Origin of the sequence: Glaciimonas sp. Gout2 (genome assembly GCF_035018905.1) — a bacterium.
Classification (GTDB): domain Bacteria; phylum Pseudomonadota; class Gammaproteobacteria; order Burkholderiales; family Burkholderiaceae_D; genus Glaciimonas.
The window spans coordinates 1-12310 of sequence record NZ_JASJXA010000008.1 but is presented as its reverse complement, the minus strand read 5'-3'; the positions used below and the strand labels follow the sequence as shown (position 1 = coordinate 12310).

Sequence of the window (12310 nt, the reverse complement as noted above, 5' to 3'; positions counted from 1 at the left end):
TCATCCATGGTTTCCCAAATCCCGTCGCCCCGTCCCATTGTGCATTTTGCGCATGGAAATAGCTTTCCTTCCGGAACGTATCGCCGTTTTCTTGATCTGTTAAGTCAGAATTACGATGTCCATGCCCTGGAAATGCATGCCCATAATCCAGATTATCCGGTAACAGATGGTTGGCCCGCGCTAGTGCAAGAGTTTGTCAATGAATTGCTTGTGCGCTATCAACAGCCAGTGATTTTGGTCGGTCATTCGCTGGGCGGAATTTTATCCTTAATGGTCGCAAGACAGCGCCCTGATCTGGTACGTTGCGTGGTGCTGTTAGACGCGCCCGTAACCGTAGGATGGCGAGCCGGTGTATTTAGATTGGCGAAAGCGCTGGGGATTGACCGACGTTGGTCTCCAGCACGGTTTTCGCAGCGCCGTCGTATTCAATGGCCCGATGCCGAGGCGGTTTATCAGCACTTCTCCACTAAACCGGTGTTCGCCAGTTGGCCCGAAGAAGTGTTGCGCGATTACGTTGAGCACGGCACCGTAGAGCAGTCTGGAAGTGTAGCGTTGCGTTTTAAGCGTGAAATTGAAACAGCAGTTTATTTGACCTTACCCCATCACTTGGGTCAGGTTGTGAGGCCACCTTATCCGGTCCCGGTTGGTTTTATCGGCGGGATTGATTCAGTTGAGTGTCGTCAAGCAGGTATGGCAGCGACCAGACGATTGGTTGGCAGCCACATAAAACTACTTCCCGGTGGTCATTTGTTCCCGTTGCAGACGCCGCAAGCGGCAGCCAGCGCTACCGACGAGATGATTCGATCACTTCTTATTGTCTGATCTATCGAATCTGTATCGACTTATTGTTGAATTGTTGTTGAATTAGCACCGTATTCTATTGGTTTTTTATCCAATTTCCCTCTACTTCCTAAACCAGATTTTTACTTTTTTTAATAAAGTTACTTCTTCTTACAGACGATTCTGGGTAGTTCGCGCTGCATGTTGTAGGATATGGGGCTAATTCCATCCAATATCGTTATGCTATTTACATTAAAATCTCGACAAAACAATTTGAAACCTCCTGCCGACAAATCCAAACTAGCGGAATTGACATCGACGAGGGCACACCTCCATCAGCCAAAAAAACAAAACGGCACGTTATTGCATGGATTGTTATTCACAATCGGCGGCGTGGTGCTTGCCGGTGCAGTCATTGGTGGTTTGCTGATAGCTTACGCACTGGTGGTGATGCAGCCGCAATTGCCGGATCTAGGCGCTATCACCGATTATCGACCCAAGGTGCCGCTACGCATTTACACCGCTGATCATGTTTTGATTGGCGAGTTTGGCGAAGAGCGCCGCAGCCTGGTGAAGTTGCAGGATATTCCGGCTAACATGAAAAATGCCGTGCTTGCCATTGAAGATGCGCGATTCTATCAACATGGCGGAATCGATCTGATCGGTATTCTGCGGGCAATTGGCACTGATATTATGCACGGCGGGGCTTCGCAAGGTGCTAGTACGATTACGATGCAAGTTGCACGTAACGTATTTTTATCTAGCGAAAAAACCTATACGCGTAAAATTTATGAAATTTTGCTGGCTTACAAAATTGAAAATGCCTTAACAAAAGACCAGATTCTTGAAGTCTATATGAACCAGATTTTTCTGGGACAGCGATCATTTGGGTTTGCCGCAGCGGCTCGGGCTTATTTTGGTAAAGAGTTAAAAGATGTCACGCTGGCACAGGCAGCGATGCTCGCCGGACTTCCAAAAGCGCCGTCAGCTTATAACCCGGTAGTTAACCCCAAGCGCGCGCGTATTCGCCAGGAATACATCTTAAAGCGCATGCTACAGCTCGAATTCATCACTCAGCCGGAATATGATCAGGCTTTCGCCGAAGATATCAAAGTCAAGACGACCGGAAATACTTACAGCGTACATGCCGAATATGCGACTGAAATGGTCCGTCAGATGTTGTATACCCAGTATAAAGATGAGATTTATACCCGCGGTCTAAGCGTCACTACGACTCTCAACTCAGTTGATCAACAGGCTGGTTACGATGCGGTGCGCAAAGGGGTAATGGATTACGATCGTCGGCATGGATATCGAGGCCCGGAAGGATTGATTGTATTACCGTCAAATGGCGATGAGCGCGATGACGCCGTCGGTGATGCGCTTGATAACAAGCCCGATAACGATGATATTGTGCCGGGCGTGGTACTGAGCGCAGACAGTAAGCAAGTGCAAGTTATGCTGCGTAACGATACCGTGGTCACCGTAAGTGGTGAGGGTTTGCGTTTTGCCGCTGCAGCCTTGAGTCCAAAAGCTGCCAAAAATAACCGCATTCAACCTGGTTCAGTGATTCGCGTCATGCAATCACCAAAAGGATGGCAAATCACTCAACTACCATCAGTCGAGGCGACGTTGGTGGCGCTGACGCCGCAAACCGGCGCGATCAAGACATTGATTGGCGGCTTTGATTTCAATCAAAATAAATTCAATCACGTGACGCAAGCATGGCGTCAGCCGGGATCGACTTTTAAACCGTTCATATACTCCGCCGCTCTTGAAAAGGGTTTCGGTCCGGCGTCGATCATTAACGATTCGCCGGTTTCTTTTCCGGGCGGTCCCGGGCAACCTAATTGGGAGCCGAAAGATGACGATACGCCGGATGGACCAATGCCAATGCGGACCGGTTTACAGCGCTCCAAGAATCTGGTGACTGTGCGCCTGATGGATGCTATCGGTGCTAAATATGCGCAAGATTTTGTGACCACACATTTCGGCTTTGACCGGGACAAAATTCCTCCGTATCTGCCGACAGCTCTGGGTGCTGGTCAGACTACGCCGCTGCAACTGGCCGGAGCTTACGCGGTGCTGGCAAATGGCGGGTATCGCGTCAATCCGTATTTGATCTCTGAAGTCGTGGATGCACATGGCGTAGCATTGTCGCGCGCACAGCCTGAAATAGCAGGTCAGAACGCAACGCGAGTACTGGATGCACGCAATAGCTATGTCATGACCAGTTTGTTGCAGAGCGTGGCGCAGCGTGGCACGGGTGCGGGTACTAACGTGTTGGGTCGTACTGACATTGCCGGTAAAACAGGGACAACGAATGACGCTTTCGATGGCTGGTTTGCCGGTTATCAAAACTCATTGGTCGCCGTCGCATGGATGGGCTTTGATCAGCCGAAGACTCTTGGTAGCCGCGAGTTTGGGGCACAATTGGCATTACCGATTTGGGTCAGTTATATGGGGCGTGCATTGCGTGGCGTTCCACAGGTACAGATGCCAATGCCCGAGGGTATCACTACCATTAACAATGAATTATTCTTCGATAACTTCACTCCAGGGAACGGCTTCATTGCTTCATTGGGAGTTGGCGGAGGATCGGGAACAAATGAAGATGGCACTCCCGCGACAGCAGAAGACGACGAGAAGCGCAGCATCATGAAGCTATTTGATGGGCATTAAAACGTGTAATGTTTAATTCATCAGTCAGTCGATGGTCTTAATTGATATCACGATACTTTTGGCCCCTTAAAATAATTTCGGCGAGCCCCAGCAATCATGCTGTGGCTCGCCGAATGCATATAAAGCTGGTTTGAAGCAATCGATAGCCGAAGCCTTAGAAGGGTTGAGCGCGACGTTATACGTGCCATTTGGTATTTGCGCTTTGCCAGCACAAACCACTGATGACAAGACAAAAATAAAACGAAAAAAAACCGCGTGATTTCGCGGTTTCCTGAACAAACTTTCTTACTGAACATCTGTAAATAAGATCACTAGGCCGAATTACCAACTATGCTGGTGATCGGGTGAAGACTTATATATGTGGAATGAAACCGCCCGCATTTTCGTAAGGCTTAATCCACAGTAGAAAAATTTTCTGCAACAGACTTTGTTTGACAGCGACATCATTAGCAGGATGTGCTGCCGTATCAGCGACTTGATTGAAGTCGTTAGCGGATAGTGAGATGTTTTGCGCTGTCATGGTAGTTTCCGAAGAAAGTGTTGATGGCATGCAGTATGGGGGCACGTCCCAAGCATTTCCAATTTCTAGTTCTCATACGAGATATACGAAATCTACATAACATCTCAATGTAGTCATGCATAGCGTTTTTTAAATAAAGCCATTCACCGCGACATAGGCAGTGACTTCAGGCCTCACTTTATTCTTGTATGAAGAGGCCACTGCGATTTGGCCTCAAAGGCAGACGTTGCACCTGGCCTGCCAATCGATGCCAGATGAAAGCGATTTTCGCTAAGCGTGCCGTTCAGCCAACACCTTGTTGGGGGTTGTGCACTGGGTGGTGATTTACTGCATGTAAGCCGCCATCATGATTTGTTCAGCAATTCGGCGTCAGCGTTATTTCCTCTCGTTTCAATGTTGGCCTGGAATTTTCTCGATTGATGTCGCCGTAACTTGTTAATCGTTGATTCCCCAAAAAAAATTCCAAAAAATCACATCCATTTACAGAACCTTCTTATTTCATCGTTTTTCAGTTTCTCTCTGAAAGTGTACAAATTAAATAAATATGTAAATATAATAATCATAAATAGAACAAAATTTTTAGATATGCCTAAATATTAAGGTTAGAATATAAATCGGAATACAGAATTATTTACACCCTCGAATAATCGGTTTGACTATGGCAATTTTTATTTATCAATGTGTTTTAATACACTTTTCTATTAAAGAAACAGAACGGAGTCGGCAATGAAAAGTAACGAGCGTGTATCGCGTGTATCGCGTATATCGCCTATTTCGGCCACAGAGCAAACCGTGAAGCTGAATGCTGGCCTTGATGGTAAGCAGAAATTGACGTCGGTGGGAGCCAAAAAAATGGCGGTGGAAAGTAAAAAAATGAACAAAAAAATTAGTGCAAAAACCATCCCAAAAGTCAGTGAAAAAAATACTAGTAAAAAAAGTGATCTTAAAAATACGTTAGCTGAAATACCGCCCCGTGAACCCGGACGTAACAAGCGCTCTGGAGAAACAATCGACCAAATTTTGGCCGCTGCCGAGCAAGTGATTCTTGAGTTGGGTGTAGACCGTGTTGCTATCCAAAACGTCTGCGAAGTCGCGGGCATTTCACGCGGCACGTTTTATCGCTATTTTTCATCGCAAGATGAGCTACTTGATGCTTTCTCCAAGCATAAGCGGGCCAGATTTCATCTTGCGCTGCATGCCGCGACGGCACCTTACCTCACGCCCGAAGATCGTTTCAATGCGCTGATATCCTATCTGGATAATTACCTCAAACATAGCAAAGCGCGGCGGCTGCTGGAAGTGGCACCCGAGTTCGCATTCGGCTTCTTCAAACGTATTTTCCATGACTCTGTAGATCGCTTTCAGGAAGTACTGGATATCGTATTTGATGCGTGGGATGCCAAGCTAGGAATTCGTATTGACCGTGAATTGGTTTGCGAAATGCTGATTCGTTATGTATTGAGCGAACTTCTGGTTCCGAGAAAAGGCGATCGGCGTCAATTGTTGTCATGGATTACCCAGTTGATCGGCGCAATTTCTCGCGGTGGTGATTTTTTGCTTCAACCGCTGGCATCGTGCCATCTAAGTAAATTTGATCCTGACGCCGCGCAGACCGAATTGCGCCATGAGCGTCGAGGTGGAAGTGAAACTGGAGGAGACTCACGCGGTGATGCCACCAATGAACCTGGACGTAATCGTCGCTCAGAAAAAACCATTGATCAAATTCTGGTCGCTACTGAGCAGGTCATTCTTGAATCTGGCGTTGACCGCGTTTCTATTCTGACTGTATGCGAAGTTGCTGGTATCTCTCGCGGCACTTTCTACCGGTATTTTTCGTCTCAGGATGAACTCTTAGAAGCCTATACTCAGCATAAGCGTGGCGTATTCCATCAGGCATTGATTAGCGCGACCGAGCCTTATGATGACCCGGATGAGCGCTTCATCGCATTGGTGGCCCATCTCGATAATTTTTTAAAAGGGACCAAGGCACGCCGCCTATTGCAGGTTGCTCCAAAATACGCGTTCGGATTTTTTCAGCATGCTTTCCTTGATTCCCTTGACCGTTTTCAGGATGCCTTAAAGATCGTGTTTGACGCGTGGGATGCACGCCTTGGGGTAAAGTTGGACCGTGAGTTAATCTGCGAAATGATTATCCGGTATGTTCTGAGCGAATTATTAGTGTTGGGAGAGGGTGATCGGCGTCAGCTACCGCAGCGTATTGGTAGGCTTATCAGTAGTATCGGAGAGCGACAAGGACACATTGGAAATATACCAATGGTGGTAAAACCGGCCGAGAAAAGTAAAAAAAGCGTGGCATTAATCGTCCCGCCGCCGCGTGAGCCCGGTCGCAATCGCCGCTCAGTTACGACTATTCAACAGATTATTGCAGCCGCTGAGGAGGTCATTCTGGTCTCGGGCGTCGAGCGCGTGTCGATTCTGGCGGTATGTGAAGTTGCGGGTATTTCACGTGGGACTTTTTATCGCTATTTTTCTTCACAGGATGCTTTGCTTGATGCATTTAGCGAACATCAGCGCGCGCAATTTCATCAACGGTTAGTTGAAGTGGCGACGTTGCATGCCGATCCTGATGATCGGTTTAATGCGGTGATTGGTTATATTGATCATTTTTTACGGCAGGATAAGGTGCGGCGGTTGTTGGCGGTAGCACCGGAATATGCTTTTGCTTTTTTTCAACGCATGTTTGATGACGCTGTTGAGCGTTACAAATCGGTTTTGGAAATTGTGTTTGATGATTGGGACAAGCGGTTGGCAACCCAGATAGATCGCGATCTGGCTTGTGAATTGCTGGTTCGGTACGTGCTTAGTGAGTTATTGGTGCCGACTGATGTTGGTAAGTCGCTTTTGCCATTGCGGTTAGGGACGATGATTCGGGGGATTGTGGTGGGGAAGGGGCTTTGATGGGAGGTCTGGCTTTGACGGATATAAGTTTGCTATTTTTGTGGGGTCATAGATAGCGCGGCCTCACTCACTTCATCGGTTTTCGTTAATTAAAACCGAGGAACCGAGGATTCTTCATCGAACCAATGTCGCCTGAGCTTCCAGTCTATTCAACGAAAAAGAAAAGATAACCGACTGTCGGACGACACCACAAAATCACCACAAAACACAAACGGCATTGAATATCAGCTATCCTTGCCGCGGAGATTAAGCACATCTTTCACCCATGGTATTGTCCCACCAGCCACAGCCAACGCTTCAGCTTCAGTCGCATACGTCGTCTTAGCGTAATCAGCAACCAACGTCCATCTTCCCTGATCTTCCGGATCTTTACGAAACACCTTAAAAGTAAAAGTGCCATTGTCGTCCAACGCCACGTCGACGCAATGGACACCGGTCTCATCTTCAATACTATGAATGACCATTTATTCACCAATATGCGTGGTTATTGTTTCGAACACCTGCATCACGGCCAAAAAACGCTGTCCCGGATACAACCAAGCACACATTATGGACCGATTGCCAGCAACGTAAGATGAAAACTATTTACTCAAAATGCCATGCCTAAAGATGATCTCCTTAACCGGCCCGTAACGATTTCTTACCGCCAAGAATTATCAATAAAAACGAAATTTAAAAATATGTTCAAATTAATTATTAATCATATTTTTATATTATGACGACTTATTCTATACTGCAACTAATTCTGCAAAAGGCTAAATATAGAACATAAAATAAATATGTGTTCAATCAGACGGATGGTATAACGCCACAACATCGCACTGAACCTCTCCGCTTTTTTGCTTCGATGCACTGTTCCTCAACTAGCAGCGGTTCACGAGACATGCTTATCGATCTCCATGCGCACGCACCGCATCCAGGTTATTACGACCAACATCCGCACTGGGGACCATTTTTCGAGCAGCATGAAGATGATGACATCAAACGACGCGTCGGCGACTGGATTTTTGGCCTCGGTTCACCAGAACGTAAGGCAGCTGTACGATCAGGCACCGGACCAAAGTTGGCCGATTATCTGGCACGCCGGGCCGATCCAACAACGCGTCTGGCAGGTATGGACGCTGCGGGTCAGAATTTGCAGGTTGTGTCAGTTCCATCGCATTGCTACATGTACTGGACCGAAGCCGAATTCGCAGTGCCGTTCGCACGTAAGGTGAACGACGTTCTGGCCGAATATTGCTCGCGCGCTCCTGATCGTCTGATGTTCTCGGCGCACGTTCCGTTGAATGCGCCAGAGGCGGCAGCAATCGAATTACGTCGTGCTTGTACCGAACTGGGTGTTAAAGGTCTGGTCGCCGGTGGCGCCAACTTTGGTGGCCTGGAATTCCATTCGCCGGAACTGGATATCGTCTGGTCGACATTGTGCGACCTGGATTTGCCGATGTTTATTCACGGCTATAACCAGTCAGTCACGTGGGGCAAGAAAGCCAACGAAGACCACTACGAAACCACCGCTATCATCGGTATGCAGTATGACGAGACGCGTTGTTTCTGGAATCTGATTTGCGGCGGTGTGCTGAATCGTTTCCCTAACCTCAAAATTACATTACACACGGTGGCGGTTACGTTCCTTACCAACTAGGTGGTTTGGCAAAAACCAACCAAAATCTGGATGTTAAGTACAACAAAAAACCGTTGCTATCGCACATGAAGAATTTTTACTTTGACGTCGAATTGCACGAAGTGCCGATGCGTCAGGCGAAGGTCGATATCATCGGCCCTGACCGTATTCTCTACGGCAGCAATTTTGGCGGTGGCGACGTGGTGCGCCATGATCTGACAGATGGTTTGAGATTGTCACCTATGGAACTGGACAAAATCCGCTGGAAAAATGCGTGCGAGTTATTGCATCTGGATCCAGCTAAAATTGGCAGTGTCACGCCATTGGTAAAAGCAGCATGAAGGTCGCCCGCTGCACGGATAGTGGCGCGCCGTTTTGGGCGTTAGTCGATACGGGCACGGGCACTGTCACGCCCATCTCTGGCGAGTTCAGCGAGTGGGCGCCGCGTATTACGCGAGGGGAAGGTCAGTCGGCGCTGCGCTTTACTGGCGCTGTGCTGGCGTTGTCATCGGTGCTTCTGTTGCCACCGATTGAGCGCGTTAATCGGGTCGGGGTCGCAGGCGCAAATTACGCTAAGCATTTGGTTGAATTTGGCCTGAAAGCGCCCGCTCAACCCTTCGCATTTTTGAAATCGTATGGCGCTTTGATTGGCGCGCAAGATCAGATTCGGTTCCCTCCTTTAACTGATCAGCTCGATCATGAAGTCGAGTTGGTGGTGGTGATTGGGTCGGATACGATCGATCACGACGATTCGCTTTCGAGCGTATTGGGTTATACGGTCGGCAACGATGTCAGCGCACGGGATTTGCAGCATAGCGGGCCTCCCGGTATCGGTATGGATTTGTCCGCCGCTAAAAGTCAGGATGCCACCACCGGCGTCGATCCGTGGATCGTTACGCGGGATGAATTTCCCGCCGGTTCACCAGCAGGTGTTGGGATGGGAACGGGGCGTTTCCTCAATCCGGGGGATGTTGTAGAAGCAGCAGTTGAGGGCATTGGTGTGCTGACGAACATTGTTAGCGAGAAGTCTCCGCGCAGGTAACCTCCAGGACCACCATCATTAACGACTCTAAGACCAGCTTCCGTCCAGAAGGCGGCCGTATTACAGCGGGTAATGCATCGCAAATTTCGGATGGCGCAGCAGCATTGCTTATCATGTCAGCCGATAAAGCGAAGAGTCTTGGCCTCAAGGCCCGGGCCCGTATTCGTGCCGTTACAACGGTCGGCTCAGATCCGACATTGATGCTGACCGGTCCGATTGCCGCAACCCGCAAGGTATTGGAAAAAGCGGGTTTAACATTGGACGATATCGACCTATTTGAGGTGAATGAGGCCTTTGCTCCGGTGCCGTTAATATGGATGCGTGAACTTGGTGTGTCACATGATCGTCTCAATGTGAATGGTGGGGTGATTGCATTGGGGCATCCACTCGGTGCGAGCGGAGCAAGGATTATGGCTAGTACGTTGCATGAACTTGAGCGCCGCAATGCACGGTTTGGCTTGCAAACCATTCGCTGCGCTGGTGGAAACGGTACGGCGACGATCATCGAACGAGTGGCGTAAAGCGAGAGAGAAAAAGATGTCGCGGATTGCACCGGTATCGTTGGATGATTTGCCACAACCGCTGCGCGAAGCCAGGGAGCGCGGCAAAGCAAGTCGAATGCTGATTTCCACGATCCCGGTGCAAGTATGGGGCCACCGACCAGACGCTGCGCTGGCATGGCTTAGTACGCTTGATCAGCTACATAATCATCCACTGCTCGACAGCCGCCTACGGAAACTGTTTCGGTTGCGGATCGCCTCTATCACAACCTGCACGGCCTGTCAGTTAGCGCGCAAAACTGACAACGTATCTGAGGATGACATCGCTTGTTTGACGAGTGACAGTGATCGCTTTAACGCATCGGAGCGCGCTGCGTTACGTTATGCCGAATTATTTTCTGGAGATTATATGGCGATCAATGACGCAGTTTTTACAGAACTCGCGTTATGGTTTTCAGTTCCAGAAATCGTCGATCTGAATATGTTTTGTGCGCTCATGCTGGCTGGTGGGCGCATGACTTATGTGCAATGTGCCTATGAGACAACGACCATCGAAGGCGAGTCATAATTCCACTCGCAGTTTAAGTCTCTCCATTTATCCAGCACCTTATCGGCGACTATTCCGTAGGGCTCTGAGCAAGACGCTCTTTGGTATTCTGCGCTAAAATCAGCAGAGACACGTACGACATCCTCAACCTGAGTAAAGCATTACTCTACAATCGCCAAAAAGGATTCTCACAAGATGGACAATACGCAATCGTTGACGCAGATCCCCCTCTCACGTCCAGATGGCAGTTCTGCCTCTTTGTCAGACTATCAGGGACAGGTTGTCCTGGTGGTGAATGTAGCTTCCAAATGCGGATTGACGCCTCAGTATGCTGAGTTGGAAAAAATGTACCGCGACAAGCACGAAGCGGGTCTGTCTATTCTTGGCTTCCCTGCAGGAAATTTCCGCGAGCAGGAGTTGGCAACCGATAAAGAAATCGCAGAGTTTTGTTCACTCAACTATGGTGTCAGTTTCCCTATTTTCTCCAAGATATCTGTACTCGGTGAGGATCAGCACCCGCTTTATGCTGCACTAACTGAGGCATTCCCAGAGACTGAAGGCGCTGATGATTTTCTTGAGATGATGAAAAAACACAACCTGGATCTGGCACCAGCGCCACAGGTTTTATGGAATTTTGAAAAGTTTTTGATTAACCGACAAGGTCAGGTAGTTGGCCGTTTTGCACCGCATATTGGCGTTGAAGATGCCCGAATCACTTCGGCTATTGCGGTAGAACTGGCAAAAGCTTAAGTTATTGCTCTTGTTGACGGCAACTTGTCATGTAGGTGCTAGAAAATCTGTTCGTATTGGACGCCCTAAGCACCGCATCGAAGTATTTGTCTTACTTTGAAGTCTCTATACGGCATTTCAGGTTTATCGGTAGTCCGCCTCTTATTTTTAACCTGAGAGGCGGACAGAGGTTTTACACCGTGCAGGTCCGACAGGTATGGCAGTGCTTAGCGAGAGTAATTAGAGACCTGCGCCATGTGGTTCGCAGCGTTGTCCTCTACGGGAATCATCATTGCATCAAGTGGGCCAATTTCACTGCCCTCAAAACCGACAAAAGAAACGACCCGGCCTGAAGGCAAAAGGGAAAGTTGGTACAGCTCCTGAAATCTTTCCAGCAGGCCTGGATGGTCTGCCATCTTACTGTAAGCGCGGGCCACGCCGATAGGGTGCATTGATTTAGCGCGCGCCTGAAGTTCTGCAACGCGAACCTCCGTTTGTGCGTCCAATACTTGAATTTTGATGCGGCCTTCTTCTTCCAGATGCGACTTTTTCATTTCTATCTGTGCCGCTACCAGACTAGACAGCTGGCGAGAAATATCTGGCAATACCCGAACATCCTGAATAAATAGAGACGCAATAGAAACACCCCATTTAAGCGCTTCAGTGCGAACTCCCTCGAATACGGATTCAGCGATACTCTCACGGTCAGATAGCAGATTTTCTAAACGTACACGTCCGGTCTGGGTCATCAGCACATCAGGTACTAATTGATTCAGCGCCGTACGCCAGGACTCTATAGCGAACATGCTCTTACGGGCATCCGACACTTTATAATCCATCCAGATATCGATACGGAGCGTGGTACCGACTGCATCATTTACTTGTATATCTCTGATGGGTATTCTGGCCGATCGTGACCACCGATTCTGGTCTATCGTGACCGACCATTCTGGCGCATCGTGACCGCTCA

At 48.6% G+C, this 12310-nt stretch carries 12 protein-coding genes and 1 pseudogene; 10 read left to right on the top strand and 3 right to left on the bottom strand.

Annotated elements, in window-relative coordinates; all coding sequences use genetic code 11:
* The first annotated feature begins 6 nt into the window (after positions 1 to 6).
* Complete coding sequence (locus QN379_RS07705; RefSeq protein WP_323506402.1) at positions 7 to 822, top strand: alpha/beta hydrolase; 816 nt, start codon at positions 7 to 9, stop codon at positions 820 to 822.
* Between the two features lie 321 nt (positions 823 to 1143).
* A complete protein-coding gene (locus QN379_RS07700) occupies positions 1144 to 3462 on the top strand; it encodes a penicillin-binding protein 1A (RefSeq protein ID WP_323506452.1) in 2319 nt (772 codons plus the stop codon).
* Positions 3463 to 3814: 352 nt separating this feature from the next.
* Here QN379_RS07700 and QN379_RS07695 read toward each other — a convergent pair whose 3' ends face one another.
* Complete coding sequence (locus QN379_RS07695) at positions 3815 to 3982, bottom strand: hypothetical protein (protein WP_322239862.1); 168 nt, start codon at positions 3980 to 3982, stop codon at positions 3815 to 3817.
* Between the two features lie 726 nt (positions 3983 to 4708).
* Here QN379_RS07695 and QN379_RS07690 point away from each other — a divergent pair.
* Positions 4709 to 6901, top strand: coding sequence for a TetR/AcrR family transcriptional regulator (locus QN379_RS07690; protein ID WP_323506401.1), 2193 nt, complete (start codon positions 4709 to 4711; stop codon positions 6899 to 6901).
* A gap of 224 nt (positions 6902 to 7125) precedes the next feature.
* Here QN379_RS07690 and QN379_RS07685 read toward each other — a convergent pair whose 3' ends face one another.
* On the bottom strand, positions 7126 to 7365 hold the full coding sequence (locus tag QN379_RS07685) for a hypothetical protein (RefSeq protein WP_323506400.1): 240 nt from the start codon (positions 7363 to 7365) through the stop codon (positions 7126 to 7128).
* 419 nt (positions 7366 to 7784) lie between these two features.
* Between QN379_RS07685 and QN379_RS07680 the strand changes: the two genes are divergently transcribed.
* The 7 genes and pseudogenes from QN379_RS07680 to QN379_RS07650 all read left to right on the top strand — a co-directional run bounded on the left by QN379_RS07680 (position 7785) and on the right by QN379_RS07650 (position 11361).
* Positions 7785 to 8543, top strand: coding sequence for an amidohydrolase family protein (locus tag QN379_RS07680; RefSeq protein ID WP_323506399.1), 759 nt, complete (start codon positions 7785 to 7787; stop codon positions 8541 to 8543).
* 5 nt (positions 8544 to 8548) lie between these two features.
* Complete coding sequence (locus tag QN379_RS07675; RefSeq protein ID WP_323506398.1) at positions 8549 to 8863, top strand: hypothetical protein; 315 nt, start codon at positions 8549 to 8551, stop codon at positions 8861 to 8863.
* On the top strand, positions 8860 to 9564 hold the full coding sequence (locus tag QN379_RS07670; RefSeq protein ID WP_322239852.1) for a fumarylacetoacetate hydrolase family protein: 705 nt from the start codon (positions 8860 to 8862) through the stop codon (positions 9562 to 9564). The genes QN379_RS07675 and QN379_RS07670 overlap by 4 nt, the downstream gene beginning before the upstream one ends.
* A gap of 14 nt (positions 9565 to 9578) precedes the next feature.
* A pseudogene (locus QN379_RS07665) lies at positions 9579 to 9674 on the top strand (hypothetical protein); the annotation flags it as partial.
* 3 nt (positions 9675 to 9677) lie between these two features.
* On the top strand, positions 9678 to 10085 hold the full coding sequence (locus QN379_RS07660; RefSeq protein ID WP_322239850.1) for a hypothetical protein: 408 nt from the start codon (positions 9678 to 9680) through the stop codon (positions 10083 to 10085).
* A 16-nt stretch (positions 10086 to 10101) separates the two neighbouring features.
* Positions 10102 to 10632: a carboxymuconolactone decarboxylase family protein gene (locus QN379_RS07655; RefSeq protein ID WP_323506397.1), complete on the top strand. Its 531-nt coding sequence runs from the start codon at positions 10102 to 10104 to the stop codon at positions 10630 to 10632.
* Between the two features lie 174 nt (positions 10633 to 10806).
* Complete coding sequence (locus tag QN379_RS07650) at positions 10807 to 11361, top strand: glutathione peroxidase (protein ID WP_322239846.1); 555 nt, start codon at positions 10807 to 10809, stop codon at positions 11359 to 11361.
* A 206-nt stretch (positions 11362 to 11567) separates the two neighbouring features.
* On the opposite strand, the gene QN379_RS07645 is transcribed toward QN379_RS07650, so the two are convergent.
* The coding region (locus QN379_RS07645) for an SPFH domain-containing protein (RefSeq protein WP_323506396.1) at positions 11568 to 12310 on the bottom strand (743 nt) is incomplete at its 5' end.

Excerpts from the sequence above, each read along its gene's own strand:
- QN379_RS07705 (WP_323506402.1), top strand. The coding sequence starts at position 7 with ATGGTTTCCCAAATCCCGTCGCCCCGTCCCATTGTGCATTTTGCGCAT.
- QN379_RS07670 (WP_322239852.1), top strand. The coding sequence starts at position 8,860 with ATGAAGGTCGCCCGCTGCACGGATAGTGGCGCGCCGTTTTGGGCGTTA.
- QN379_RS07680 (WP_323506399.1), top strand. The coding sequence starts at position 7,785 with ATGCTTATCGATCTCCATGCGCACGCACCGCATCCAGGTTATTACGAC.
- QN379_RS07650 (WP_322239846.1), top strand. The coding sequence starts at position 10,807 with ATGGACAATACGCAATCGTTGACGCAGATCCCCCTCTCACGTCCAGAT.
- QN379_RS07685 (WP_323506400.1), bottom strand. The coding sequence starts at position 7,365 with ATGGTCATTCATAGTATTGAAGATGAGACCGGTGTCCATTGCGTCGAC.
- QN379_RS07690 (WP_323506401.1), top strand. The coding sequence starts at position 4,709 with ATGAAAAGTAACGAGCGTGTATCGCGTGTATCGCGTATATCGCCTATT.
- QN379_RS07695 (WP_322239862.1), bottom strand. The coding sequence starts at position 3,982 with ATGACAGCGCAAAACATCTCACTATCCGCTAACGACTTCAATCAAGTC.
- QN379_RS07660 (WP_322239850.1), top strand. The coding sequence starts at position 9,678 with ATGTCAGCCGATAAAGCGAAGAGTCTTGGCCTCAAGGCCCGGGCCCGT.
- QN379_RS07655 (WP_323506397.1), top strand. The coding sequence starts at position 10,102 with ATGTCGCGGATTGCACCGGTATCGTTGGATGATTTGCCACAACCGCTG.